21 protein-coding genes and 3 pseudogenes are annotated in these 25,267 nt (G+C 68.4%); 14 read left to right on the forward strand and 10 right to left on the reverse strand.

Features of this window, described 5'->3' with window-relative positions:
* The first annotated feature begins 141 nt into the window (after nt 1-141).
* On the forward strand, nt 142-321 hold the full coding sequence (locus ORI60_RS39715) for a hypothetical protein (protein ID WP_266043167.1): 180 nt from the start codon (nt 142-144) through the stop codon (nt 319-321).
* 25 nt (nt 322-346) lie between these two features.
* Here ORI60_RS39715 and ORI60_RS39720 read toward each other — a convergent pair whose 3' ends face one another.
* Nucleotides 347-490, reverse strand: coding sequence for a hypothetical protein (locus tag ORI60_RS39720; protein WP_266043168.1), 144 nt, complete (start codon nt 488-490; stop codon nt 347-349).
* A gap of 364 nt (nt 491-854) precedes the next feature.
* On the opposite strand from ORI60_RS39720, the pseudogene ORI60_RS39725 reads away from it, so the two are divergent.
* From ORI60_RS39725 to ORI60_RS39760, 8 genes and pseudogenes are all read left to right on the forward strand, one after another.
* Nucleotides 855-1,991: pseudogene (locus tag ORI60_RS39725) on the forward strand (MFS transporter); the annotation flags it as partial.
* Complete coding sequence (locus ORI60_RS39730) at nt 1,927-2,559, forward strand: DUF2326 domain-containing protein (RefSeq protein ID WP_266043169.1); 633 nt, start codon at nt 1,927-1,929, stop codon at nt 2,557-2,559. The pseudogene ORI60_RS39725 and the gene ORI60_RS39730, both read left to right, overlap by 65 nt.
* 887 nt (nt 2,560-3,446) lie before the next feature.
* A complete protein-coding gene (locus tag ORI60_RS39735; RefSeq protein ID WP_266043170.1) occupies nt 3,447-4,328 on the forward strand; it encodes a hypothetical protein in 882 nt (293 codons plus the stop codon).
* Nucleotides 4,329-4,762: 434 nt separating this feature from the next.
* A complete protein-coding gene (locus ORI60_RS39740; RefSeq protein WP_266043171.1) occupies nt 4,763-5,071 on the forward strand; it encodes a hypothetical protein in 309 nt (102 codons plus the stop codon).
* A complete protein-coding gene (locus ORI60_RS39745) occupies nt 5,062-6,210 on the forward strand; it encodes an NUDIX domain-containing protein (RefSeq protein ID WP_266043172.1) in 1,149 nt (382 codons plus the stop codon). The genes ORI60_RS39740 and ORI60_RS39745 overlap by 10 nt, the downstream gene beginning before the upstream one ends.
* A 207-nt stretch (nt 6,211-6,417) precedes the next feature.
* Complete coding sequence (locus ORI60_RS39750) at nt 6,418-7,395, forward strand: FecCD family ABC transporter permease (protein WP_266043173.1); 978 nt, start codon at nt 6,418-6,420, stop codon at nt 7,393-7,395.
* 49 nt (nt 7,396-7,444) lie between these two features.
* Nucleotides 7,445-8,215: pseudogene (locus ORI60_RS39755) on the forward strand (ABC transporter ATP-binding protein).
* A 140-nt stretch (nt 8,216-8,355) separates the two neighbouring features.
* Nucleotides 8,356-9,180: a GlxA family transcriptional regulator gene (locus tag ORI60_RS39760; protein ID WP_416234565.1), complete on the forward strand. Its 825-nt coding sequence runs from the start codon at nt 8,356-8,358 to the stop codon at nt 9,178-9,180.
* Nucleotides 9,181-9,187: 7 nt separating this feature from the next.
* On the opposite strand, the gene ORI60_RS39765 is transcribed toward ORI60_RS39760, so the two are convergent.
* Entirely contained in the window at nt 9,188-9,913 is a 726-nt protein-coding gene (locus ORI60_RS39765; protein ID WP_266043174.1) for a zf-HC2 domain-containing protein, read from the reverse strand.
* A 252-nt stretch (nt 9,914-10,165) separates the two neighbouring features.
* Here ORI60_RS39765 and ORI60_RS39770 point away from each other — a divergent pair.
* The 4 genes and pseudogenes from ORI60_RS39770 (at nt 10,166) to ORI60_RS39785 (ending at nt 12,982) form a co-directional block, all read left to right on the forward strand.
* A pseudogene (locus ORI60_RS39770) lies at nt 10,166-10,720 on the forward strand (sigma-70 family RNA polymerase sigma factor).
* A gap of 43 nt (nt 10,721-10,763) precedes the next feature.
* Nucleotides 10,764-11,399: an ATP-binding cassette domain-containing protein gene (locus ORI60_RS39775; protein WP_266043175.1), complete on the forward strand. Its 636-nt coding sequence runs from the start codon at nt 10,764-10,766 to the stop codon at nt 11,397-11,399.
* On the forward strand, nt 11,396-12,199 hold the full coding sequence (locus ORI60_RS39780) for a metal ABC transporter permease (protein WP_266043176.1): 804 nt from the start codon (nt 11,396-11,398) through the stop codon (nt 12,197-12,199). The genes ORI60_RS39775 and ORI60_RS39780 overlap by 4 nt, the downstream gene beginning before the upstream one ends.
* 3 nt (nt 12,200-12,202) lie before the next feature.
* Nucleotides 12,203-12,982 carry a metal ABC transporter solute-binding protein, Zn/Mn family gene (locus ORI60_RS39785; protein ID WP_266043177.1) on the forward strand — a complete coding sequence of 260 codons (780 nt, stop codon included), beginning with the start codon at nt 12,203-12,205 and terminating at the stop codon, nt 12,980-12,982.
* Here ORI60_RS39785 and ORI60_RS39790 read toward each other — a convergent pair.
* Nucleotides 12,972-14,603, reverse strand: a complete 1,632-nt coding sequence (locus ORI60_RS39790) for an AMP-binding protein (RefSeq protein WP_266043178.1) — start codon at nt 14,601-14,603, stop codon at nt 12,972-12,974. The genes ORI60_RS39785 and ORI60_RS39790 overlap by 11 nt on opposite strands.
* Complete coding sequence (locus ORI60_RS39795) at nt 14,603-16,183, reverse strand: CoA transferase (protein ID WP_266043179.1); 1,581 nt, start codon at nt 16,181-16,183, stop codon at nt 14,603-14,605. The genes ORI60_RS39790 and ORI60_RS39795 overlap by 1 nt, the downstream gene beginning before the upstream one ends.
* Before the next feature lie 73 nt (nt 16,184-16,256).
* Between ORI60_RS39795 and ORI60_RS39800 the strand changes: the two genes are divergently transcribed.
* Entirely contained in the window at nt 16,257-17,345 is a 1,089-nt protein-coding gene (locus ORI60_RS39800; protein ID WP_266043180.1) for an acyl-CoA dehydrogenase family protein, read from the forward strand.
* Here ORI60_RS39800 and ORI60_RS39805 read toward each other — a convergent pair.
* The 6 genes from ORI60_RS39805 to ORI60_RS39830 form a co-directional block, all read right to left on the reverse strand.
* Nucleotides 17,314-18,087: a hypothetical protein gene (locus tag ORI60_RS39805; RefSeq protein ID WP_266043181.1), complete on the reverse strand. Its 774-nt coding sequence runs from the start codon at nt 18,085-18,087 to the stop codon at nt 17,314-17,316. The genes ORI60_RS39800 and ORI60_RS39805 overlap by 32 nt on opposite strands.
* Nucleotides 18,084-19,214 carry an MFS transporter gene (locus tag ORI60_RS39810; protein ID WP_266043182.1) on the reverse strand — a complete coding sequence of 377 codons (1,131 nt, stop codon included), beginning with the start codon at nt 19,212-19,214 and terminating at the stop codon, nt 18,084-18,086. The genes ORI60_RS39805 and ORI60_RS39810 overlap by 4 nt, the downstream gene beginning before the upstream one ends.
* A 245-nt stretch (nt 19,215-19,459) precedes the next feature.
* The gene (locus ORI60_RS39815) at nt 19,460-21,676 is read right to left on the reverse strand and encodes a heavy metal translocating P-type ATPase (protein WP_266043183.1); all 2,217 of its coding nucleotides are present in this window, start codon (nt 21,674-21,676) and stop codon (nt 19,460-19,462) included.
* A 6-nt stretch (nt 21,677-21,682) separates the two neighbouring features.
* Nucleotides 21,683-23,572 carry a cytochrome c oxidase assembly protein gene (locus ORI60_RS39820; protein WP_323055995.1) on the reverse strand — a complete coding sequence of 630 codons (1,890 nt, stop codon included), beginning with the start codon at nt 23,570-23,572 and terminating at the stop codon, nt 21,683-21,685.
* Between the two features lie 428 nt (nt 23,573-24,000).
* Nucleotides 24,001-24,513: a copper resistance CopC family protein gene (locus tag ORI60_RS39825; RefSeq protein ID WP_266043185.1), complete on the reverse strand. Its 513-nt coding sequence runs from the start codon at nt 24,511-24,513 to the stop codon at nt 24,001-24,003.
* Nucleotides 24,514-24,555: 42 nt separating this feature from the next.
* Entirely contained in the window at nt 24,556-25,035 is a 480-nt protein-coding gene (locus ORI60_RS39830; protein WP_266043186.1) for a hypothetical protein, read from the reverse strand.
* Nucleotides 25,036-25,267: the final 232 nt, after the last annotated feature.

Here is a 25,267-nt window from a genome sequence, read left to right on the forward strand (position 1 = left end):
ACGCCACCCGAGGCATCGCCCACATGCGCAACCTGGCCATGACCGGCTGAACGCCCGCCAGCCACCGGCGACACCGCGACCACCCTTGTCCCGCCAGGACTCTTGATCATTACGGGACAACCTTTAGCCAACCTTCGCCCCGTGACGCCGCTGGTCGAGCCATTCGGAGCGCCGAAAAGCCTGGTTTTCTGCGGTGCACAATCCCATCGACCTCTTGAACATTTGCTGTTGATCTCACACGCCCTCCACGCCGATGCCCTGCCCACGTCAACCAAGCCCAAGACCCGACTGCTGGGCATCGACGGAGCCGTCCGCCCGTGATCAGCTTCAGGTTCTTGTCATCGTGTCAGGGGGCGACGAGGCTGGGCAGGTCGAGCCGCTGATCGGAGACCATGCCCACGACGGTGACCTGGGTCAGCGCGGCAATGCGACGGTAGAACTCGCTCTCCCGCTCGAAGTACGGAAGACGCTGGAACATCTCGATGGCCACCAACGGCTCGGTTCCATCGCCGCCACCACGGCGCGTTCCACGGCATGCGAGGCGATCACCAACGTCCTTTGGTCAGCAGTCCTGCCCCTGGTGTCGTGCGATGGCGCGTTCACCGTGCTCCGGTTCGAGTGTTCTCCCCCTAGCCAAGTGAGCTTCGCCCCGCAGCTGGCACACGGTCGAATCCCCTTTCGAGTCTGCAGGATGCGGAACCGTTAGCAGCCCTCGCACCGTATCGGCCGGACGTGTCCGAGTAACCGCGAAAGGCGGCAACCGTGGCCCTGCGAGAACGAATGTTGCGACTGCCCGTATTGCCTAGGGGCAGCGCACTCGTGCTCGCCATCGACGCTACGGGGCCTTTGGCTTCGGCGCCTCGTTCCCCTTCATCACCCTCTACCTGAGTACCACCCGTGGATTCGGTCTGCCCCTGGCGGGTGTGGTCACGGCGATGTTCGTCCTGTCGGCCTTGGCAGGGGGGCCGTTGGGTGGTGTCATGATCGATCGGGTCGGGCCGAGGATGTCCGTCTGCTTCGGACTCGGTCTTGGCGCGGTGGGGATCGGGGGACTGATGCTGGCGTCCCATCCTGCCCTGGCCGCGCTGGCGGCGGCCGTCGCCGGCCTCGGCGCGTCCATGGCTGGTCCGGCCACCGATACCGCCCTGGCGAAGGCCGTGGCACCCGAAGAACACTCCACAGTCTTCTCCGTCAAACACTTCCTGCACAACATCGGCATGGGCGCCGGGTCGATCGCGGGTGCTCTCGTGATCAACCCTCAGGACAGCGCCTCGTACACCCTGCCTTTCCTCCTCGATCTCGCGGCCACGCTGACCGGCGCGCTCCTCGGCCTGTTCCTCCCTAAGACCGCCGAGAAGGAAGGCCATCTGCTGGAACACACCCGCGGACGCGGATACGCCTCAATCGCACGTGATCCGGACCTTCGCAAACTGCTTGGGGTGACGTTGGGGCTATTCGCAGGTGGATTCGGTGCGTTCAGCGTCGCGCTCCCGGCCTACATGGCGATGGGGCTGGGGTTGGACACCCGCCTGCTCAGCGTCTGGCTGACGGTGAACACCGCGGTTGTCATCACCGTCCAGCTAATCGCGCTCTGGTTGATCCGCGGTAGGCGTCGAACGAGGGTGCTCTCGGTACTGGCGGCTGTGTGGGCGAGTGCCTGGGGCCTCGTGCTGGTCGCGGGCGTGGTAGACATGGCAGGGGCGGTCGTTCTGGTCCTGTTCAGTGCCGCCGTCTTCGGCGTCGGGGAAACTTTGTTCGCGCCGACTCTCCCGGTATTGATCAACGCTGTGGCTCCCCCGGACGCACTCGGCCGCTACAACGGGGCGTTCGCGTTCACCGCAACCGTCGGAAACGCCACAGTGATGCTGGCGTCCGGATTGCTTCTGGAAGCGGGCCTGGCATCGGTGCTGTTCACCGGTCGCCTGGTTGTGTGCTGTCGAGACACTGCTCGAACTGCAGCGCGACGTCGCCAAGCGCCAGGTCCGCGTTGAACAACTCCGGCACCGCTACAACAACGCCGTCGCGCTTGAGTCAGAGCAAGGCGAACTCCGGCTCGAACGGCAGCGGCTCGCCGCTGCCCTCACACGAGACTTGGCCGAACGTCAGCAGGTGTTGCGTCCGGCGTTTGTGATCTTCGAACGGCTGTCTCAACGTCTCTATGCCGACCAGCAACATGGTCGCTTGGTCATCAACGCCACCGACAACGGGCCCGAGATCAGCGCCACCATCCCCCGCGGGCGCAGCAAGGTCATCACCAATATGCAGGTCTACTGTTTCGATCTCGACCTGAGCACGCTGTGGTCCCGCAAGGAATGTGGCCCTGGTTTTCTCGTTCACGACAGCCACTTGTTCGACGGGGTCGATGAACGCCAGCGCGCCTCGGCATTTCAACTGGGCGCCGAGTTTGCGGCAGTCGAGGGCTTTCAGTACATCGTCACCCTCAATAGCGACGTAACTCCAAAGGAACTGCCCGACGGGACAGTCGTCGAGGACTATGTGCTGCCTGAACGTCTTACTGACCACGGTGACGACGGCGGCCTCTTCGGGCTGCGGTTCTGATCCATAGGCTGACGTCGGACGACGACGCGGAGTTCCGCACTAGGTCGGTCACGAGGAATTTTGTTCAGCCTTGCGGGGCTGCACGGCGGCCAGCGTCGATACAGCGCAGCGCGGCGCCTACTGACGTAGCGGCAGTGATCTCGGGCAACCCGTCCAGTACGCACCACCGCTAGGGGGACGAAGTCTCGAGGCGCGCTTGTCTACAGTGGACGAAACAAGGCCGGCGTGCATGAAAAACCTTGAGTCATAAAGTAGAAGTATCGATCTGCTGTCGAGCCGTAATGGCTTGCTTGTCAAACACGCATCGTCGTGTCACCCTGGGGACGCGTCGCAGGACGGTGCTCCTATCTCGGTCGACTTTACCTCAGTGGATATCAGTATTGGCTGATGTCTGCGGTAAAGTAGACGGGAGCACCAAATGACCTGTGGCCCTACCTCTTCACTCAACTCCAACTCTGTGGCTAGCGCTACCCGCAGCACTTGGCCGCCGTCACGGCGGTGCCGGAGTTCGTCGGCCTCCGCACTGTGGTGATATTGCTGATCGCCTTCGTCTGTGGGGTTGTCGCCGGTTCGTTGACCTTTTTGGCATACGGCAACGTCCCTGGAGCGGTGCTCGCCGGTCTCGGTGCTGTGGCAGGTGCGCTGATCGCCGCGCGCACGCGTTCACATGCCCGCGCTGTTCCTGGTGCGTGTTGCCGCTCGGTATCGCGTGTTCGACAGTCGCGCTTCGGTGTGAGGCGCCATGCCCCCAGCCGGGGACGCGGTGGTAACACCATCGTCTTCTGTTGCAACTGTGCCCGGATATGGCACGAAGGTCTGCCCTTTCGTTACTTGGCGATAGTTGGCCGCTGTGGGTTGATGACACTCGACATTCACGAGGAGCTGCAATGTGGCCATCAGCGATCGAAGTAAAAGACTATATCGAGGAAATTCAGAAGATCTACCAGGGTGCGATTCCAAAAGTGTTGGAAGATGTCTACCTGGGGCAGATGGTCGATGGATACGAGTATCTTGACTACTTGTTCGGGCACTACATGGGAGACAATCAAGCGGACGATTCGACGCTTGAAACTCTTCAATACTTCAGGCATCGCAGAGAAGGTGCCTCCGACGAGGAAATGATCATCAACTACCTCGGGGACTGCAACACGGGTCCGGTCCTACACCGGATCGAGTGGCTCAACCCGGAAATCCGGAAGCAAATCAGTATTCGCGCCAGGGGGGAGGAATCGCCCATATCCTGGGAAATTTTGCTGCCCACCCTCGACAGCGATGCGATCGAACGGCTCGCTGATTGGTGGAATGCATTCTGCGGTGAATTCTACAGAATGGCCGCCTATGGGGCGTCTGCCGCCAAGCACGCCGAAAGAGTAAAGGTTGAGAAAAGTGTAGCGGCAACAAAAGGTGAAGAATATTTGGAGTCCGATGGAAAACCGATGCTGAATCCCAAGCTGGTTCCAGCATCGTTCGACAGGGACTACATCACACGGGTAAACGCCTATAATTACGAAATGGCTGCAATCAAAGTTGCACACGAGCTCTTGGTGAGCGATGATCTGGTCATGCTTTCGCCAGCCAGCAGCTTTGCTGGCGGGTACTGGAACGCGGTTAAGCAGCACGGAGGCAGAACAGCTCACTGGACCGTGAAGCGATCGGGAAGATCTGGCGAGATCGAAATTTCAGGGTTGACGAGCCAGGCCAACTTCGAGTCGATCAAAACAGAGTTCGAGAAGTTTTCGCGGAAGAAAATCACCATGTCTCGCGGCTAGTCGGGAACAGGCGCGGGGATGGCAAACCGCATGGAGCAGGCGTTGACCTGGCGTTGTCCTGGCAACGCTTGTAACAGCCATTGACCTGCGCTCATCGATCAGCCGACAGGGGTGCGCTCCGATCTTGTTCAGATCTCGAAGGGTCGCTCCCTGGCTGCAGTCGGTTGCGGAGTGCGGTTCGCCGTGCGTCAGGCGAGCTCCACCTTTCGGCGCGATGATCTTCTGGGCCACAGAAGGTCTTTCTCGATCGGCGTTGCTGGCAGGTGGCTCGGCAGTCGACGAAAAATCAAAACCGGTCCTTTGTGGACAAGCCCGTGCAGCTGATCGTTGGCACCCTGGCCCGCTTGCCTGGAGGGGGTAAGTGACGCGGCGGAGTCCAGTCGTTCTCCTGTGCCGTCGAGTAGCGCGTAGATGGCGAATCATCCAGCTAGTCGGTGGCGGCGAAGGTGTGGCAGCTCAACCACGGCGCCTACCGGCCGGACCTCTCTGTCATCCTCAACGGCGATCCCGCCGTGATCGACCATCGCCTCCGAACTCGCGGTGGGCACAGCCGCTTCGAACGCGCCGAAGACAACAGCGACATGGAGTCCGGGCTCTACGTCCACGCCGTCGTGGACCTGCAGAACAAGGGCTGGCTGGTCGAGACGCTGGACTGCACCACCGACGACGCGGCCACGATCGCCACCAGGATCGTGTCACTGATCCACCGAGTGACCGAGGAGAAGAACGCGGTATGCCGCTGAGCCTGCTCACCGTCAACGTCGGCGCCCCGTCGCTCGACCGCGCACAACGCCAGCTGCGGTGGCTCGCCGCCAGGCCCGAGGGCGTCCTGGTCCTGGCCGAGACCAAAGGCACCGCGGGTAGCGAGTTCCTCGCCAAGACCTTCCAGATCTCGGGGTACTCGGTCACCTTTCCTGTGCATGCACCTGGCGAGCTCGGCGTGATGATCGTCAGCAAGCTCGCCACGACGCTGGACCCGCTCGGTGCCGCCCTGGACTACCTGCCCGCACGCGCGGCCGGCATCGTCGTCGACACCGATGAGGGACCACTGCGAATCGTCGGCGCGTACGTGCCGTCCCGCGATGCCACCTTGGAGAAGACCGAGCGTAAGAAGACCTGGATCGAGCAGTTCAACAAGGCGCTCGACAACACCAGTTCGGACGTTCCAGTGCTCCTGCTCGGCGACCTCAACGTGCTCGAACCCGGCCACCAGCCACCTCACCGCGGCCAGCTCGCCCAGTTCGAATACGACTTCTACACCGGCCTAACCGAACGACACGGCCTTGCCGACCTCTTCCGGCACCTGCACCCTGATCAGTTCTCGTGCCCCTCGGCGTCGCGCACGGAGAGTTCGATCGACCGTTCCTTCAACGCCGCCAACGCCGGTGCCACCACCTGCGTGATCGCCGACGCGCGCATCGGTGCTCGAGTGCTGCTGCTCGATACCGAAGATCGCGTGCTGCTCGTCCACGCCTGCGACCCGCACGGCCACGGCCATCACTGGTGGGAGCTACCCGGCGGCGGCCTCGACGAGGGCGAGAAGGCAGAAGACGCCGCCCTTCGCGAGGTGGCGGAAGAGACGGGAATCGTCATCCCGTCTCTCGGCCGCAAGCTATGGATCCGCGAATCCCGCTTCCACTACGAGGGTCGTGACCATCACCGCGAGGACCACGTCTTCCTCGGCCGCATCACCGACACCGCGCCCAAGGTGGCGCTCAAACCAACTGAGAACGAGAAGGCGGGACTGATCGAACGACGCTGGTGGTCAGTAGCCGAACTGCGCCGGTGTACCGACAAGCTGCTTCCCGCTCAGCTGCCTTGTCTCCTCGACGAACTCCTCGAAGGCAAGCTCGGACTCACGCCGCTGAACTTGGTCGACTGACCGCGTTCCGGCAGCTGGGACTGGTGCTTCACCGAGGGCTTTCTGCATAGTCGGTGAGTGGTGTTCGAGCGCCTGGAGTGCACGTTCGAGGCGAAACGCCATGTCGGCACGGAGCAACTGCCGGGCTTGATCAGGCGACACCACGGTTACCTTTGTCGAACTCGTCATGCGCCGACCGCAGGGGAACCACTTCTAACGAGGGCCAACGTGCTTAGCAGCCCGTTCACCGGGGTCGGACCAGTCAGCGTGCCTGCCGGTGAGGTCGCCCGCATCCTGCTGCACCACCTGGCTGGAGGGGAAGACACCGGTGCGGCCGCCGACCTGATCGTGTGGCGGATCCGTTTTCCGCGCGTGCTGCTGGGCGCGCTCGTGGGTGCCGGTCTCGCTCTTGCCGGTGCTGTAGTGCAAGGAATCGTGCGCAACCCGGTTGCCGATCCCTACCTGCTCGGACTGTCCCACGGTGCGTCGGTGGGCGCGGTCCTGGTGCTGACGACCGGTGCCTCGATGCTCGGTGCGCTGACGTTGCCGTTGGCGGCGTTCGCCGGTGCCACCGCGGCGGTGGCCGTGGTGCTCGCCATGGCGCGGCACAGGGGGCGGTTGCTTCCGATGAGGCTAATCCTGGTCGGTGTCGCGTTCGGGCACCTGTTCGCCGGCCTGACCTCGTTCATGCTCGCCCGCACCGACTCCTCCGCCGCCCCGCAGCAGATCATCTTCTGGATGCTCGGCGGGCTGTCAGGCGCGCGGTGGGCCACCCTGCCGGTCACGGCGGCTGTGGTGGTGGGCGGGACAGCCCTGTTACTGGTGCGGGCACGGAGGTTGAACGCGCTCTTCCTCGGTGAGGAGGCCAGTGCCGCGCTCGGCCTCAACGCGAGCCGCCTGCGCTGGTACCTGCTGATCCTGGCCACCTCGCTGACCGGCACGGTCATCGCGGTGTCGGGTGGCATCGGCTTCGTCGGGCTCATCGTGCCGCACCTGGCTCGGATGCTGGTCGGTGCCGATTATCGGCGGATGCTGCCGGTCACCGTGCTGCTCGGCGCGTTGTTCCTGCTGTGGGCCGACGTCGCGGCGCGGATCGTGGTCGCTCCGGCCGAGCCGCCGATCAGCATCCTCACCGCGTTCCTCGGTGTGCCGTTCTTCATGCTCGTGATGCGCGCCCACGGCCTGGTGACCCAGGAGAACGCATGAGACTCGACCTCGACTCCGTCTCGATGGCGGCCGCCTGATCCTCGACCCGGTGAGCCTGACCGTCCACGCGGGACAGTTCGTGGCACTCGTGGGACCGAACGGAAGCGGCAAGTAGACCTTGCTGCACACCGTCTACCGGGCGCGGCGACCCGAATCGGGCACCGTTCACCTCGACGGACGCGACCTGTGGACCCTTCCCGCCGCGGAGACAGCGCGGCACATCGGCGTGCTCATGCAGGAACAGCACACCGACTTCGAGTTCACGGTCGCCGAGACCGTCGCACTCGGACGGACACCTCACCTCGGCCTGTTCGACCGGCTCACCACCACCGACCAGGCGGCGATCGACGACGCTCTCGTGCGCACCGGCCTGACCGGGTTCACCGGTCGGCGGGTCGGCGACCTGTCCGGCGGTGAACGCCAGCGGGTGCTGCTGGCCCGTGCGCTCGCGCAGCAGCCGCGCTTGCTGGTGCTCGACGAGCCCACCAACCACCTCGACCCCCGCCATCAACTGGACCTGCTCGAACTCGACCGGGAATTGGGCGTCACCGTGGTCGCCGCCCTGCACAGTCTTGATCTCGCGGCGACGTACGCCGACACCACCGCCGTGTTGCAGGACGGGCGGCTGGTCGCGCACGGCCGGTCCGCCGAGGTCCTCACCACGGAGACGATCAACGAGGTCTTCGAGGTGGACGCCACGGTGCACTACGACGGTGGGGAGACCAGGTTCGTCCCGCGGCCGCGTTGCGTGTGCCCGGACGAGCGATGCCATTGGAGTTGCCGCACCCACCGGGCCGAGGTGGGCGCCGATGCCGGCTGACCCGCACGTCGTCGCCGTGCTCGCCATGGACGGCGTGGTCGGCTTCGACTTGGCCATCCCGTGCCAGATCTTCGGCCTCGCCCGGTTGCCCGCCGGCGACTACCCGTACCAGGTGAGGGTCTGCGGCACCGCGCCGTCGGGTGACGGCTACGGCGGGCGGGGTCGGCTACTGCCGGATCGAAGCTCCGTACGGCCTCGACGCGGCGGAGGACGCCGGCACCATCGTGGTGCCGGGAATGATGTTCACCCGGCCGACGCCACCGGAGCTGGTGGACCTGCTCAAGACGGCTGCTGCGCGCGGGGTTCGGACGGTGTCGATCTGTACAGGCGCGTTCGCACTGGCCGACGCGGGACTGCTGTCCGGTCGCCGAGCCACCACTCACTGGGCTGCTTCGGCCGAGTTCTCCCGGCGTCATCCGGACGCTGGCATGGACGCCGACGCCCTCTACGTCGACGAGGGAAAGGTCTTCACCTCGGCCGGTGTGGCTGCGGGACTGGACCTGTGCCTGCACCTCGTGCGACGCGACTGCGGAGCCGCCGTCGCGGCTTCTGTGGCCCGTGTGGTCGTCATGCCACCCACCCGCGACGGAGACCAGGCCCAGTTCATCCCACCGTCACCGCTCCAGATCGGTGACGGTTCACTCGCCGCGACGCTGGTCTGGATGTGCGAGCAGGCCGCCACCCCGCTCACCCTGGCCGACATCGCCCGCCACGCGAACATGAGCACCCGCACGCTGACGCGGCGGTTCCGCGAGCAGACCGCCACGACACCGTTGGACTGGCTTGCCCGCCAACGCCTTCAGCTCGCGCGCGAGCTCCTCGAGACCACGGATCTGCCGATCCCCGTCGTGGCCGAACGCAGCGGCCACGGGTCTGCGACCGCGCTGCGCGCCCACTTCGACCGTGAGCTGCACACGAGCCCGAGCAGGTATCGGCAGTCGTTCCGGCAGATTGACGGGTCGTGATCGCTGGTCAGGCAGCGCCGCGACGGCTCACCGGGCGCAGCCGGACCCGACGACGAGGGCCTGTCGCAGAGACGCGCTCCGGTGGGTCAGAGGTGCCGGCTGTGTCGGGGGAATCGCTGTCCTGCAACGGGCTGCGGCCGCCCGGATCGCGGTCGCGGAAGTGCACGAGGGCCAGCAGGGCGAGGCCCGCGACGAGCAGCGAGTGAGACAGAACGCGGCCCGCAGTAGCGGTGCCGTTGATCAGGTCGCTGGCCGAGTAGGGGATCAGGACGGCGACGAACGCGGCGGTGACGGGCAACATCCCCGCGGTCGCGACGGGGCGCAGCGCGGTCCACAGCAGGCCGAGACCGATCGCGAGATTCCAGGCGGTGCTTTCGTTGAAGAGGTGACCGCCACCAGCGTGTCCGCCGTGCGGCGAAGAGGCGCCGAGCACTTGCGCGAGTCCGAGCGTGAGCTGTGCGACCGCGACGCCGCCCAGCAACATCCGCGGCAACCAGCCTCGGGGAGCGGGTGGCGTGATCGGAGGTGCCGCGTCCAGGATGGCCGCCGTCAGGTCAGGCACGGGGACGGCGGGTCGCACGCGGAGCGTGCGGGTCAGCGCGGTGGCGGTCCCGTTCCAGTCCTGGCAGGCGGCACACGTCTCCAGGTGCGCGTCGACCTGGTCGGCGGGCACGCCCTCGTCTTCGCCGTCGAGTCGCGCGGACAGGGCTTCGCGGCAGATGCTGCAGTCCACGGGGTCATTGTCGTTCATCAGGCCCCGCTCAGGTCGGGGGGATCTGTGAGTGGCGGACCCGCGCCGGGCGCTCGGCCCGGCGCGGGTGTCGCGGCGGTGGACAGCGGCGCAGTGGGGAGACCGCGCCGCCGTGGTGTCCCAGATGCCGGTCGCGCCGAGAGCGTCGGATGAACGGATCGACCGGGCACATCCCAGTAGTCGGTCCGAATGGCCGGTTAGTTCCCGGACGTTCCGCCGTTACGATCCAGACTCGTGAGCTCCGCAGACGACGAGGTGACCCGCTGGGCGTTGCAGGCCCGCGGAGGTGACCGCGACGCCCTGGAGCGGTTCGTGCGGGCGACCTAGCGCGACGTGTGGCGGTTCGTCGCCCACCCCGCGGACGGCGGGGTGGCTGACGATCTCGCGCAGGAGACGTTCCTGCGGGCGTTGTCGAGCTTGCGGAACTTCGAGGCGCGGTCGTCGGCGACGACGTGGTTGCTTTCGATCGCTCGGCGGGTCGTGGTGGACCAGGTGCGGATGGCGCGGTCGCGTCCTCGGGTGTCTCCGGACGTCGACTGGGTGCAGGCGGCCGACCGCGGGCAGGGCACGTCGTCGTCGTTCACCGCGGTCGTCGAGCTCAACGTACTGCTCGACGAGCTGACGGAGGACCGGCGGGAGGCGCTGGTGCTCACCCAGGTGCTCGGGCTGGGGTACGCCGAGGCCGCGGAGGTCGTCGGGTGCCCGGTCGGGACGATCCGCTCGCGGGTCGCGCGGGCGCGGGAAGACCCGGTCAGGGCTGCCGGGCACGGAGCCAGCGAAGCCGGGTGAGATTGCCGGGAACTAGCCCGGCCGGGTGAACGACCTGTGACACGTGACTGCGTTGTCTCTGCTGCTCAAGGGAGTGCACTGCCGCTATGGCAGGCATCCCGCCGTCCAGTCGGTTGATCTTGACGTGGCCGCGGGTGTGCGGGTCGCTCTGATCGGCACCAACGGCTCCGGCAAGTCGACACTCCTGCGCGCGGTGCTGGGCTTCGAGCCCGTCGCCGAGGGCGTGGTCGAGGTCGACGGCAAGCAGGCGGCGACGTCGGCGCAGTGGCGCAGGCGGCGCACCGAGGTGGCCTGGATTCCGCAGCTGCGCTCGACCGGCCGGTTCCCGCTGTTGCTCGGAGAACTGCTCGACAGCAGCGGTGACGGCGTCGCGGCACGGGAGGCCGCGGTGCGACTCGGGCTGGAGGGGCTGGAGTCCCGCAGCGTGCACACGCTGTCCGGCGGGCAGGCCCAACGAGCTTGGCTCGCGCGGGCGGTCGGTGCCGTCGCGGCGGGGGCCGGGATGCTGCTGGCCGACGAACCCACGGCCGCGCTGGACTTCGCCGGGCAGGAGGAAGCGGCGGCGATACTCACCGAACTGCCGGTCACGTTGCTGGTGGCCACGCACGACCGTGCGGTGGCCGACGCGTGCGACCGGGTTGTGGAGATGGCCGCCGGACGTCTGCGAGATGTCGCGTGATCGCGGATCTGCTCGCGCTGGTTCCGGTGCAGCGCGCGGGTTTCGGCCTGCTGCTCGGAGCTGTCGCGTTGCCGCCGGTCGGCGTTCTCATCGTCGGGCTCGACATCTACCCGGTCCGGTTCGCGATCATGCACGTGGCGTTGCTGGGCAGCGCGATCGGCATTCTCACCGGCACAGATCCGTTGCTGTGGGCTCTTGTGCTGTGCGCGCTGGCAGGAGGCGGGCTGGCGCCGTTCGCCACGACGTCGGCCGGCCTGTCCGGTGCAATGGGTCTGCTGATGAGCCTCGCGATCGCGGTCGCGCTGCTCGTGCTCTCGATTTCCGGCGTGAACGCCAACGGCGCGTTCGAGCTGCTGTGGGGATCGATCCTGTCCACCCGGCCGGTTGATTTCGCGGTGCTCGGGATGCTGGCGGTGGCGATTCCGACGCTGTTCTGGTGGCGTCGCAGGGATTTGTCGTTGCTGTTGCACGACAGGGAGCTCGCCGCCTGCTCCGGCGTGCGCACCGGTCCGTTGACCACGGCGCTGCTCGTGGTGATCGCGGTGTCGATCGCCGGAGCCATCAAGTTGACCGGCGCGTTGCTCGTGGACGCGCTGACGTTGCTGCCCGCACTGGCCGCGCGGCGCATCGGACGCGGGCTGACCGGAATGGTCGTCGCGTCCATCGGCATCGGGCTCGTGGTCGCCGTCGGCGGCCTGTTGCTCGCACTCGTGCTGGACCAGCCCCCTGGTCCGGTGCTCGTTCTGCTGGCGGGCGTGATCGCGCTGTTCGCCCAGCTGCTACCGATGAGGAGAACCTGACCAGTGAAGATCAAGCTCGTCGTGCTCGGCGCGGTGTTCGCGCTCACCGCCTGCGGTGGCGGTGCGCAGCCCGAGGCGCCGAACGGGTCCTCGACCGCCGCTGCGAGCAAGAAGGTCGTCGCGGCCACGGCGTGGGAGGCCGCACTGGCCAAGGCCGCGGGAGCGACCGACGTGAAGGTCGTCGTGCCGGCGACCGTGGCGCACGCCGCCGACTACGACCCCAAGCCGTCCGACCTCGCCGCGGTGGCCGGGGCGGATCTCGTGCTGTACGCGGAGTTCGAGGGGTTCGCGTCCAAGCTCAAGGAGGCCGCGGGCGGGTCGGCGAAGGTCGAGGTGGTCAAGCTCGAGAACGCGCCGGAGGTGGTGCGCGCCGAGGTACTGCGCCTAGGAGGCCTTCTCGGCACTACCCCGGCCGCCGAGGAGTGGCTGAAGAAGTTCGACACCACGCTCGCGGACGTCAAGACGCAGGTGAGCGGTACATTCGCCGGCGGTAAGGCGCCGAAGGTCGTCAGCCAGGCGTTCGTCGCCTACATGGCCGCGATCACCGGCGCCGAGGTCGTCGGCACGTTCGGCCCGCAGCCGGTCACCCCGGTGCAGCTCGCCGAGCTGGCGGGCAAACAGCCGGACCTGGTGTTCGACAACGTGCACATGTCCACCGGCACGGTCCTGCCCGGCTCGTCCGCGAAGCAGGTCAAGATCGTGAACTACCCCGGTGCGGACCTGGACCTCCTCGGCGTCTTCAAGACCAACGCCGAGGAGATCACCAAGGCACTTAAGGGCTGACCAGTTCCTGCACGGCGCGGCGGTCGACCTTGCCCGCCGCGCTGAGCGGGAGCGCGTCGACCACGACCAGACGCTCGGGGAACTTGCGCGGCTCCAGGCCCTGCGCCGCGAGGTGCGCGGTCAGGTCCTGCAGCGTCGGCGCGGGATCAGCGACGACGCAGGCGCACAGCCGTTCGCCCAGCACTTCGTCCGCCACTGGCACGCACACCACGTCCCGCACCGCGGGGTAGGTGGCGAGCAGGGCTTCGACCTCGGCTGGGCTGATGTTCATGCCGCCGCGGATGATCACGTCCTTGCGGCGGCCGACGACGTGCAGGTAGCCGTCCGCGTCGATGCGGCCGAGGTCGCCGGTGCGCACCCATCCGTCGGGCGTGCGGTAGCGCTCGTTGAGTTCGGGTGCGCCGACGTAGCACAGCGGGGACATCGGGCCGAGTGAGACGATCTCGCCGACATCGCCGGGCGGGACGTCGCGCAAGGAGTCGTCCACGATCCGCAACCGGGCCACGGACGGGTTGGGACGCCCTGCGGTGTCGGCGCGGCCGGGTGGGTCGTTCAAGGCGGTGTGGCAGTTGACTCCGTCGGCGGAGCCGTAGACGTTGACCACCGTGCAGTCGAGCGTCTCGCGGACACGGGCCGCGGTCGTGGCGTCGAGAGCGGCACCTCCCAGCGCGACCACCTGCAGACTGGACGTGTCGAACCGCCCGAGATCCGGGCTGTCGATGATCATCCGCAGCATCGTGGGCACCGCCAGCACGTGCGTCGGCCGTGCGCGTTCGATCATCGCCAACGCCGCAGTCACATCGAATTTGGGAAGCAGCACCAAAATGCCACCATGTACCGCCAGCGTGACCGACGTGCCGTTGCTGCCGTAGGACGACGCAAGGGGCACCATCACGTAGTTGCGCAGCTCCGGGTTGCTGCCCATAAGCTCGCCGATGAACCGTCCGCGGCCACCGATCAAAGCATTGTGCGAGTACAGCACCATCTTCGGCGCCGCCTCAGAGCCCGAGGTCACCAGGATCCGCGCGGGACCGTCGGGGTCGGGTGAGGCGGGGGAGAAGTGAGCCGGGTCGGCGGCCAGCAACGCCGTCATCGGAACGCATCCCGTCGGCACCGGACCGTCACCCGCCGCGATAACAGTCCGGAGCTCGTGCAGTTCACCGGCCAGCGCGCGGGTGCGCTGGGCACACGGGTAGTCGCCGTAGAACGTCGTGGTCACTACGGCAACCGCGCCGGAACGGCTGAGCAGGCTCGCCGCCTCCCGATCACCACGACCCACCGGATACGGCAGGGAGATCGCGCCCAGCGCGGCGACAGCGAGGTCGAACGCACAGGCCAGCCTGCTGTTCGGCAGCTGGATGCCGACGATGTCGCCCTGCTCCACGCCCACGCCCGCCAGACCGACGGCGAGTGAGCGCGCCATCAGGTCGAGCTCGGCGTAGCTGATTTCGCCGTCCGCGTCGACGATCGCTGTGCGGCCGGGACCGGCGAGCACGTGCTCTCTGAACAACGAGTACAGGTCGCGGTCGCGGTAGAGGCCGTCAGCGGCCCAGCCGCGCCGGACCGCGTAGGGCACCAGGTCGGTCAGGTGCTTCACGACGGGGGTTGCGGCCAGAGTCACTAGAACCTCCACGGAGAGATGAGTGCGGGACAGCCGCGGTCGTCGCGGCCCAGAACGGCGGCGAAGCGGGGATCACCCAGCAACGCCGCGAGATCGGTGACCACGTCGACACCGGCGACGCGGCCGTCGACAGGAACGCGGAAACCGGGAGCGGGACGCCCGGTCGTGCCGGCGAGCAACGCGCTCGCGGCGCCGAGCAGACTGCTCTCGACAGCGACGCCACGGCCGGTGCGCCGCCGTGTGACCACCCCGGCGAGCACGGTCTCGGCACCGACCAGTCCACCGAGCACGTCCACCAGCGTCATCAGCGACGGCGCGGGGTCCTCATCGGACGGACGAACGAGCTCGGCCAGCCCGGTGCGGGCCTGGACCATGAAGTCGGTGCCCAGCGGGACGTCCGGCAGTTCGCCGCCGCCCCAGCCGGAGGTGTAGGCGTAGACGATGCCGTCCGGCAGGTCGGGTGCGGCCAGCTGCCACTTCTCGGCGTTGCCCGGCGCCCAGTTGTGCAGGAACACATCCGCGTCAGCCAGTTCGTCGCGCAGACGCTGGCGGTCGGCCGGGTCCTTCAGGTCGATCTCGACGGCGCCCTTGCCGCGGTTGAGCGCGAGCCAGCGCGCTGAGGCGTCCTGGCACATCGGCGGCATGCCGCGCAGGGGATCGCCGCCCGGCGGTTCGACGCGGATCACGGTCGCGCCTAGCAGACCCAGCAGGTGCGCGGCCATCGGTGCCTGGATCCGCCTGCCCGCCTCGAACACCACCAGGTCCGTGCCGTTCGTGCGGGTGGCCAGACCTTCGGTGGGACGGATGCACCACGGTGAGGCGATTGGTTCGATCGGGGAGTGCAGGGTGCAGACGCTCGCACCACTGACGGCGGCGATTTCGGTGATCTGGGCGAACGTGGCGGAACGGGTCGCGGTGTGGAGTGCTTCGGGGATCGGGGCGGTCGCCGTCGCGTACCGGAACTGGTACGGCTTCCAGCCGCCGCGGATCGCCGCACTGTCGGTGCCGAGTTCGTTCCAGAACGCCGCCCACACCTCGGGCACCAGCGCCTCGACCTCGAACCGCACGCCGTCCGCGCTGACGAACGGCGGGCCGCCAGGCCGCAGATCGACTGCCTCCGCCTCGTCTGCCCCTGTGGCGGCCAGGTACTGCGAGATCGTGAGGAGGGCGGCTTCGGCCACGCTGGTCCGGACGCGGGGCTCACCGCGCAGGATCGCCGCGAGCAGGCCGGTCATCCCGAGCACGCCCGCCGCCGTGCCGCAGTAGTCGACACCGATTCCCCGTGGTGAGCCGGAACGCCTGCCATGCACGTGCATCACACCGCACGCGGCCTGGATGGTCGCCTCGTCGTGCAGACCGGGAACGGACACCGGTCCGGCCCAGTCGACGATCACCTCGTGTCGGTCACCGTTGTGCAGCGTGACCACCGCCTTGGCGGCGTTGTGCGTCGAACCGTCGTGGACCTCCGCTCCCAAAGCGAGGAGATGGGCGCGAATCAGGCGTGCCGCCGCACTCGAGCCCGAGACCGACGCGGTTGCGCCTCCCAGGGCCGAGGCTTGCACTGCTGTGGCTTCCGTCATGACCTAACGGTCGGACGCAGAGCCATTCGGGTTCCCACGATGGTGTGATGTGTCCGTGACAGGTGACATTCAGTTGCGTCAGTTCGTGGACGAGGTCGTCATCCCGGCCGAACCCGAACTGGATGCGGGCGGAGGCCTCGCGCTGCGCGAACTCGCGCGAGGTGCCGGACTCTGGGCCCGACCGCTGCCGGCCGAACTGGGCGGGGGAGGTCAGTCTCTGGCCGACTACCTCGCGGTGGCCGAGGACGAGGGACGAAGTGACCACGGGCCCGACGTCGTCGGCTCGTCCAGCCTGTTGAACGTGCGGATGCTCACCGCTTACGCACAGCCGGAGCTGCGGGACGCCGTGCTGACCGACCTGGTGGCAGGCCGGGTGCACGTGAGCTACGCGATGACCGAACCCGGCGTCGCGGGCTCGGACCCGTCAAAGCTGCGGACCACCGCCGAACGCGGTGCGGACGGCTGGTGGACCGTCACCGGGCGCAAGTGGTTCACCAGCGCAGCCGCACGTGCCGATCTGGTGCTGGTCGTCGCACGGACGGGTGACGGCTTCTCGATTGTCGCTGTTCCCGCCAAAGGAGTACGGGTGGAACGGGAACTCGACGTGCTGGGCGCCGGCGGACAGCACGAGATCTCGTTCGACGCGGTCCGGGTGCCGTCGGCGCACCTCGTGGGCGAGCCGGGTCAGGGCATGCGGCTGGCGGGCGAACGTCTCGCGCTCGGGCGGACCCTCCGGGCGTTGCGGTGGATCGGTCAGGCGCAGCGGTCCCTCGACCTGCTCGCGGACCGGGCCGTGTCGCGGGCGTTGGGCGATGGAGTGCTGGCCGACCGGCAACTGGTGCAGCGGCTGGCCTTCGAGGCGGAGCTGGAAGTGCGGTCGGCGCGGCTTCTCACCCGCGAAGCCGCGGCGCTCGTAGCTCGTGACGAGCGGGCCCCGGTGGAGGTGAGTCTCGCGAAGGTCGCTGCGGCACGGGCGTTGAACACCGCGGTCGATTCGGCGATCCAGGTCTATGGTGCGGAAGGCCTCACCGCCGCAACGGGTCTGCCGCGACTGATGCGCGTGGCACGAGCCGCCCGCATCCTCGACGGCGCGGACGAACTGCACGTCACGACCACCGGGCAGCGACTGCTCACCAGGCGTCGGGCGGCACCAGGCCGGTGACGATGGCGGCGCCGAGGAACGTGAAGAAGTCGCCCCACACGACCTCGAGCCCGGTCATTCCGTCGTACTCCGCGCCCTCCGGCAGGGTGCGGAGCAGCAGCTCACCCTCCTCACGCCGATCCGCCTTCAGCAAAGCGACAGCGGCGATCGCCACCGCAGAGCTGTCCTCAGTGGACACGTTCCACCCCTTGGAGAGGCTCGTGAGCAGCAGCCACGCCTTGCCCCGCGGCCAGTGCGGGTCGAGGACCGAGTGCGCGTCCTGGTGGCGGCGGGCGATGTCGTGGTGGCCGTGCGCGTCGAGCAGCGGCACGACGCCAGCGGCGCCGTCCGCGCGAACGGGAGGGCCGTCGGGGGCGAGCGCCGAACCCCAGGGGATCGCGCCGAGCCGGGGGTCGAAGGCACTCGCGAGGCTGTCCGCCACCTTCGCCGTGCTGGGGCGCGATCCGATGAGGTTCAACCGTTCCGCGCCGCTGCCGTACCAGAAGATCATGCCGCGCAGCACCGTGTCGGCCTCTGCCCACACGTCCAGCCGGTCGCGGACGGTCGCGATGTCTCCCGCTCCGGTGACCAGCTTGCGCAGTGTGAGCAGCCCGGTCCAGAAGCCGCCTGTCCACGATCCGCGTGCGGAGGTCTTCCACCGTCCGTCGTGGAGGTACAGCGGGAATCGTTCTCCCACCTCGGCTTCGGTCTCGCCGACTCGCTCGCACATCCTGCGCACCAGGTCGTGCGCCCAGCCGCTCACACCGTCACCGCCGTGCGTCGGATGACCAGGAACGCGATCCCGGTGGCCACGCCGAACGCGACGCCGACCGTGATCCACAGCCAGGTGTAGCCGGCCTGGTGCACCACGAGCCCGGTCAACGGCGGTCCCATGGCGAAACCGCCGAAGAACCCGGCCGAGGCGACCGCCGCGGCCCGTCCAGCGAGCTGCTGCGGGACCGCCTGCATCACCGCGACCATCGACACCGCGTTGCCCGCCACCGCGAACACCCCGATCCCGGCCGCGCCGAGCCACACCAGCCAGGGCACTCCGTCCGCGAGTGCCACGACCGCCACCGAGACGACGGCACCGAGTCCCAGCAACGGCAGCACCGCGGCCGGATCGTCCGCCTTGCCCGCCGCACCGCTCCACCACACCCGGCCCGCGATCCCGACCAGTCCCATCACGGCGATCAGCCAGGCTGCGACCGGCGCGGACAGGTCGAGCCGTTCCACGCCGTACAGGGCGAAGAAGGTGTTCACCGACGCAAGCCCGAACCCGAGCGCCAGTGAGAATGCCGCCAGCGAGCGCACTCGGCCACCGACGCCTTCATCCGAACCGCTCTTGGCCGGTGGTGCGGGCACCGAGAGACGTGCGGTCGTCGCCGCACCGACCAGGCACAGCACCGCGAGCACCCCGACACCCCAGCGCCAGTCCACCACCGCGGCAGCGGAAGCGAGCGGCACGCCGGCCACGAACGCGCCGAGCTGCACACCGGACTGCTTCCAGCCGGTCACCGATCCGCGGTGCTCCGGCGCCACAGATGCCAGGATCACCTTGTTCGTCGCCGGGTTGGCCAACGCCTGCGGGACGCCGCCCAGCGCCACCCCCGCCGCGATCCACCAAGCCGATCCGGCGACCGCCAGCAACGCCAACGCCACCGAGCTCACCAGGAACAACCCGGTTAGGCTGCGTCGCGGGCCCATCCGGTCGACCAACGACCCGGCGGGCAGCGACAGCAGCGTCGCCACTCCGAACCCGGCCGCCACCAGGGCGCCGAGCTGCCACTCGGCCATCCCGAGCTCGGCGACCAGCACCGGTCCCAGCGCTCCCAGCACGAATAGTTGCAGCATCGACACGGCCATCGCGGCCGTGGACACCGCAGTCACTACAGTCCTCACCTCCCACAGGTCGGATGGAGAGGTGGGGGAGTTCCGGCGGGTCTTGACCAGACCAGGCTTCCCAGTAGTCCCAGAACGCCGCCAGCACCAACGCGACGATCACGGCGTACCAGAGCGCGAGCACGGCGCTGTGCAGGCGGCGCACCGGCACTGGCCGCGGCCAGATGTCGAGGGTCGTGTGCCAGGCAGTGGAATCGTCACGATCCACACGACCGCCGTGGCGAGCAACGCCTTCAGCGTCCGGCTCGCCCTCGATCAACGCTGGTTCCGCGCAGCCGGAGGCTGTTCGCCACGACCAGCACCGAGGACAACGACATCGCGGCACCCGCGATGAGCGGGTTGAGCAGACCGAAGGCCGCCAGCGGAAGTGCGGCGGTGTTGTAAGCGAAAGCCCACATCAGATTGCCACGAATCGTCGAGAGCGTCCGATGGGACAACACGATCGCGTCAGCGACCACGCCGAGGTCGTCGCGCACGAGGACGAGGTCGGCGGCGTGCGCGACGATCTCGCTGCCCCGCGCCATAGCCATGCCCAGATCGGCAGCAGCGAGAGCCGGTCCGTCGTTGATGCCGTCGCCGACCATCGCGACCCGATGCCCGTCGCGCCGCAGCCGCTCGATCGTCGAAACCTTGTCCGCAGGCCGAACGCGGGCGATGACGTCGGTGATGCCGAGGTCGCCGGCGACGGCGCGGGCCGCGTCCTCGTGGTCTCCGGTGAGCAGAACGGTGCGCATGCCGAGAGCGTGCAGGCGTTCGACAGCGGACCGTGCGGAAGGCCTGACCGAGTCCTGAAGGGCGATTCCGCCGATCATCATGCCGTCGCGGGCGACGAAGACCCCTGTCGCGGATCCGAGTGCCGTCGACCAGGTCTGAGCTTCGGCGGGCAGCGTGATGTCCAGGCGTGCCATCAGCTCAGGGGAGCCGACGTGCACCAGTGCGTCTTCAACCTGGCCTCGCGCGCCTGCTCCGACCAGTGCCTCGAACTCGGTGACGGCAGGCCGTTGCCCGGCCGCCGCGGCGATCGCCACACCGATCGGGTGCTCCGACGCGGCCTCGACCGCGGCGGCCCATCGCAGCACGTCCTGCTCGGCGTGCGTGGTGAACGAGGTGGTGCCGGTGACCTGCATGATTCCGGTCGTGACCGTGCCGGTCTTGTCGAGCACCACGGTGTCGATCGCGCGGCTCGACTCCAGCGCGTCCGGTCCCTTCACCAGCACACCGAGTTGCGCGGCCCGCGCCACGCCCACCATCAGCGCGGTCGGTGTGGCCAACCCCAACGCACACGGGCAGGCGATGATCAGCACGGCGACCGCTGAGGTGAAGGCTTCCCGCGCGGTATGCCCGGTGAGCAGCCACCCGGCCAGCGTGAGTACCGAGAGCACCAGCACGACCGGCACGAACACCGAGCACACCCGGTCTACCAGGCGCTGCACACGGGCTTTGCGTTCCGCGGCCTGCTGGGCCAAAGCGCGCATCTGCGCGAGCTGGGTGTTGGCGCCCACCGCCGTGGCGCGCACGACGAGGCGACCGGAGCGGTTGATGGTGCCACCGGTGACCGCGTCGCCCGGACCGACCTCGACGGGGACGGGTTCGCCGGTCATCGAGGAGACGTCGACGGCGGAGTGGCCGTCGGCGACCACGCCGTCGGCAGGCAGCGCCTCACCCGGTTTGACCACGAGCAGGTCACCGGTGACGACCGAGGCGGCCGGTACCGCAGTCTCCACCCCGTCCCGGAGCACCCGTGCGTCCTTGGCCGCCATTCCCGCCAGGGCTTCGAGCAGCCCGGCTGCGCTGCGCCGCGACCTGACCTCGAAGTAGCGCCCGGCGAGCAGGAACGTTGTCACGCCCGCGGCCACGTCGAGGTACACCGCGTCCGCGCCACCGTCGGTGACGCCGAAGCCGAGCCAGTAGCCGCCGCCGGACGACCCGGCGACGAGCGACCACACCGCCCACCCGAACGAGGAAAGCACCCCGAGCGACACCAGAGTGTCCATGCTGGACGAACCGTGCCGCAGGTTGCGCAGAGCGGCGCGGTGGAACGGCCAGGCCGAGTAGGCCACGACCGGCAGCGCCAGCAGCACGCACAGGAGCTCCCAGCCGGAGAACCGCAGCGCCGGCACCAGAGCGAGGGTGATCGACAGGTTGCCGAGCGGGATCGCCAGCACGGCGGCGACGACGAGCCGTCGGCGCAGGCCCGTGACGACATCCGGCGTGTGCGAGTCGTTCTGCCCGGCGGGAACCGCGTCATAGCCCGCATTGCGCACGACCTGCACGGCGTCGTCGGCGCGCATGCCGTCCGGCAGGTGCACGATCGCGCGTTCGGTGGCGTAGTTGACGGTCGCACGCACGCCGTCGATCTTGTTCAGCTTGCGCTCGATGCGGGTCGCGCACGCGGCGCAGGTCATGCCTGACACGGAGAGCTCGACGGACAGGTCCGTCGTGGTGGTCATGATGAGTCAGTTCCTTCGTCCGGAGAGTTCGGCGAGCATGGCGTTGTAGGCGGCCAGCCGGTCGTCGTGGCCGTTGTCGGCGGCGCGGTCGAACCGCACGGCCTCTCGCCGGTCGGCTCGCGCCCACTGGTGCAGCAGGGCGAGGACGACGACGAGCATGGGGATTTCCCCGGTGGCCCAGGCGATCCCGCCGCCGAGGCGCTGGTCGGTGAGCAGGTCGGGCATCCACGTCAGGTCGAGCGTGCGGTAGAAGTCCTCGGCGATGACCGTCTGCTTGTTCATCAGGATCACGCCGAAGAACGCGTGGAACGGCATGACCGAGAACAAGAGGCCGAGCCGCGCCAGGTGCGGCAGCGCGCGCGGCGCCCGGTCGACGCCGATGACGAGCCAGAAAAACACGTAGCCGCTGACCAGGAAGTGGATGTTCATCAGCTGGTGCGCCCAATGGAACCGCATCATCTCCCCGAACAAGTCCGAGAAGTACAAGACGTAGAACGAGCCCACGAAGACGATCGCCGCCACCGCCGGATGAGCGACGACGCGAGCGGCCCTGCAGTGCACGAGCGCGGTGATCCACACACGTGGCTCGGCCGGCAGGGCCCGCAGTGCCAAGGTGACCGGCCCGCCGAGCACCAGCAACACCGGGGCCAGCATGTTCAACGCCATGTGCGCGACCATGTGCGTGCTGAACATCCCCGCTGAGTACCGGCCCAGGCCGGACGAGGTCATCACGAGCGCCACCGCGCAGCCGGCTACCCATGTCGCCGTCCGCCCGAGCGGCCAGCTGTCGCCTCGCCGTCGCAGTGTCCGCACACCGGCCAGGTAGAACGCTGCCGCGAGGAGCGCGCCGAGTCCGAGCACGAGGTCGAGCCGCCAGCCGAGGATCAGCTCCGTGGCTGAAGGACCGTCCGGGAGTTTGAAGCCGAGCACGGTGTCCTGAGCTGAGGGGCGGGACAACGCCCACGCGGGCGGCACGAGGTGGGTGAGACCGGTCGAGGCGGCGAGTACCAGACCCAGACCGACCAGTTCGACGCCGAGAGGGCGACGGGCACCCCACCGTGCCCGCAGGAACGGAATGACCCCGACCACGGCCAGCTTGATGACCAGCAGCACCACGTACCCGCCGGTCAGGTTGGCCGGTCCGACGAGCACAGCGCCCGCGACCCCGCCGCTGAGGACGAGCACGATCACGCAGACCGTCGTGAGGCGGTGGTAACGCTCGATGACCTCGTCCGGCGATGTGGTGCCGGGCGAGTGGCGCAGGTAGCCGCGCAACGCGACGAGCGCGCCGACCCACACCGCGGCAGCCGGGATGTGCCAGACCATCGCGTTGGTCGCCACATCGTGCCACGCCCCGTTGGCGACGTGCCCGACGATCACCGGGGCCAGCACACCGACCAGCGCGGGCACCAGCCACAGCACGGAGGTGATCCAGGTCAGCGTCATCCGCGCGCCGGTCGCGACCAGTCCCGCCGCGATGGTCGTGATCAGCCAGGCCTTCGGCTCCTCGGTGGCCGCCATGAGGCTCGGCAGGTGGCTGATGGCGACGTCCACGGGCTGGCCGGTGGCGTCGGAGACCGACAGCACCACCGCGACAACCGCTGTGGCGAACCAGATTGCCGCAGCGGTGGCCGCGATGCGGACCGCCGCGTATGTCTGCGCGGTCAGCTTGGTGCGGCGGTCCTGGGCGGGCACCACTAAGGCACCGAACACCAGGGCGCCCAGTGTGATCGTGGCGGCGGCGTTGGCGAGCGTGCGAATCAGCCCGAACGCCAGGGACGTGAATCTGCCCGGATCGCTGTCGCCCAACGTGGCGTGCACATCGCCCGCCCAGAACACGACAACGGCAACGCACACCGCGGACACAACCGACGCGACGACAGCGGTCCTGCTCACCCTCACACCAGAGCAGTCGAGCTTTTCGCCCTCGTGGTTCCCGGAGAACCTCATCCGCCTGTGTGACCGACGCGACTGTCCCTGCCGTGTCCGAAGTGGACTCACGCGTAGTGGGAGGTGACGAGTCCCCCGACCCGCCACCTCCACCCGAGCCGCCGGCACAGGAGCGACACCAACGTTGAATTAGTCGATCGCGACGGCGTGTCGGTTCCCGACTTCTCGCTGACGGCCCCGCTCCCACGCTCGACGGCGAACATGCTCCGCGGCTCCGCCTTGCAACTAGGACGAAGCACAGATTACCCGCTTCACCGACCGGCTGTTCGATAGGAGCATGGCCAAACCGGGGTGCGCGGCGCGGTCGCGCCCTGGGACCGGCATCTGCTCGGCGTTCCCGCGCTCGAGGTCGTCGAGCTGTTGGTCGGTCCCGTTCACCGGCGGCGCGGCCTGGCGCGGTGCCTCCTGACGGCGACACCGATGCCCGCGAGGACCACGACACCGATCAGGATCCACACCCACGTCGGTTCGTCGCCGCCTTCGTCCTGCTGGGGCTGAGCTGCGGGAGCAAAGCTCGTCGTGGTCGTGGTCGTGGTCGTGACGGGAGCGGTCAACGTGAAGTCAATCGTGCCGGACACGGTGTCACCGTCGTCCGCGACCACCTTCCACGTGATGGTGTGTGCACCCGCCGCGCCCGTTGCCTGGACCGGTGCGCTGATCAACGTACCGGCGGAGGCCGGCTGGCCGACTGCCCACTTGGCATCACCATGGCCGCTCACGGTGATCGCGTCCACGGGCAGGGTGACCGCCTCGGTGAAGGTGAGCCCGACCTGCGTCGGTGGCGCGGGCAGTGCTGCTCCCTTGGCAGGGTTGCTGCCCTTGAGTTCGGTGTGCGCCAACGCGGGCATCGCGGCCGTGGTGAGGGCGAGCAGCAGTGCTGCGGTCATGCGCCGGAAGGTCATCAAGTCGTTCTTGGATTTCTCGGAGAATCAGGCGGCGCGGTGCTTGCTGACTGGCCTCAGCCGCACACGGCGTTGGGTACGAGGCCGTTCGGCTCGTTCCGGTGTGGCCGAGATGTCGTCCGCCATGTCGTCGGCGTCGCCGTGTGCGCGTGGCGTCCGGCCGCTGGGACCGCGGTTGCCGGAGTGCACGAGCACCAGGAGACCCAGGCCGACGACGAGAAGCGCGTGGCTGAACACGCGGCCTGGGGTGGCGCTGCCGCTGAGCAGGTCGCTGGCGGAGTAGGGGACGAGCACAGCGACGAACGCGCTGACGACGGGCAGCATCCCAGACGTGGCCGTCGGCCGGAGCGCGGTCCACAGCAGGCCGAGACCGATGGCGAGGTTCCACGCCGTGCTCTCGTTGAACAGGTGGGTGCTGTCGACACCGGTCGTGTGACCGCCGTGCGCCGACGCGCCGCTGGTGCCGACGACCTGGGCCATGCCGAGGGTGAGCTGGGCGACGGCCACTGCGCCGAGAAGGGCGCGTGACGTCCAGCCTCGTGGCGTGCGTGGGGTGATCGGGGGCGCGGCGGCGAGGATCGCGGAGGTCAGGTCGGGAACCGGGGTGGCCGGTCGGACGCGCAGGGTGCGGGTGAGCGCTGCGGCGTGGGGGGGGGGGGGGGGGGGCGGCGGGGGGGGGGGGCGGGGGGGGGCGGGGGGGGCGGGGGGGGGGCCGGGGGGGGGGGCGGCGGGGAGGAGC

This window comes from Lentzea sp. NEAU-D7 (assembly GCF_026242055.1).
Classification (GTDB): Bacteria; Actinomycetota; Actinomycetes; order Mycobacteriales; family Pseudonocardiaceae; genus Lentzea.

Bases quoted from the DNA above. Each gene is read 5' to 3' on its own strand.
- ORI60_RS39745 (WP_266043172.1), top strand. From the start codon at position 5,062: ATGCCGCTGAGCCTGCTCACCGTCAACGTCGGCGCCCCGTCGCTCGAC.
- ORI60_RS39795 (WP_266043179.1), bottom strand. From the start codon at position 16,183: ATGACGGAAGCCACAGCAGTGCAAGCCTCGGCCCTGGGAGGCGCAACC.
- ORI60_RS39735 (WP_266043170.1), top strand. From the start codon at position 3,447: ATGTGGCCATCAGCGATCGAAGTAAAAGACTATATCGAGGAAATTCAG.
- ORI60_RS39825 (WP_266043185.1), bottom strand. From the start codon at position 24,513: ATGACCGCAGCACTGCTGCTCGCCCTCACCACGGCCGCGATGCCCGCG.
- ORI60_RS39815 (WP_266043183.1), bottom strand. From the start codon at position 21,676: ATGACCACCACGACGGACCTGTCCGTCGAGCTCTCCGTGTCAGGCATG.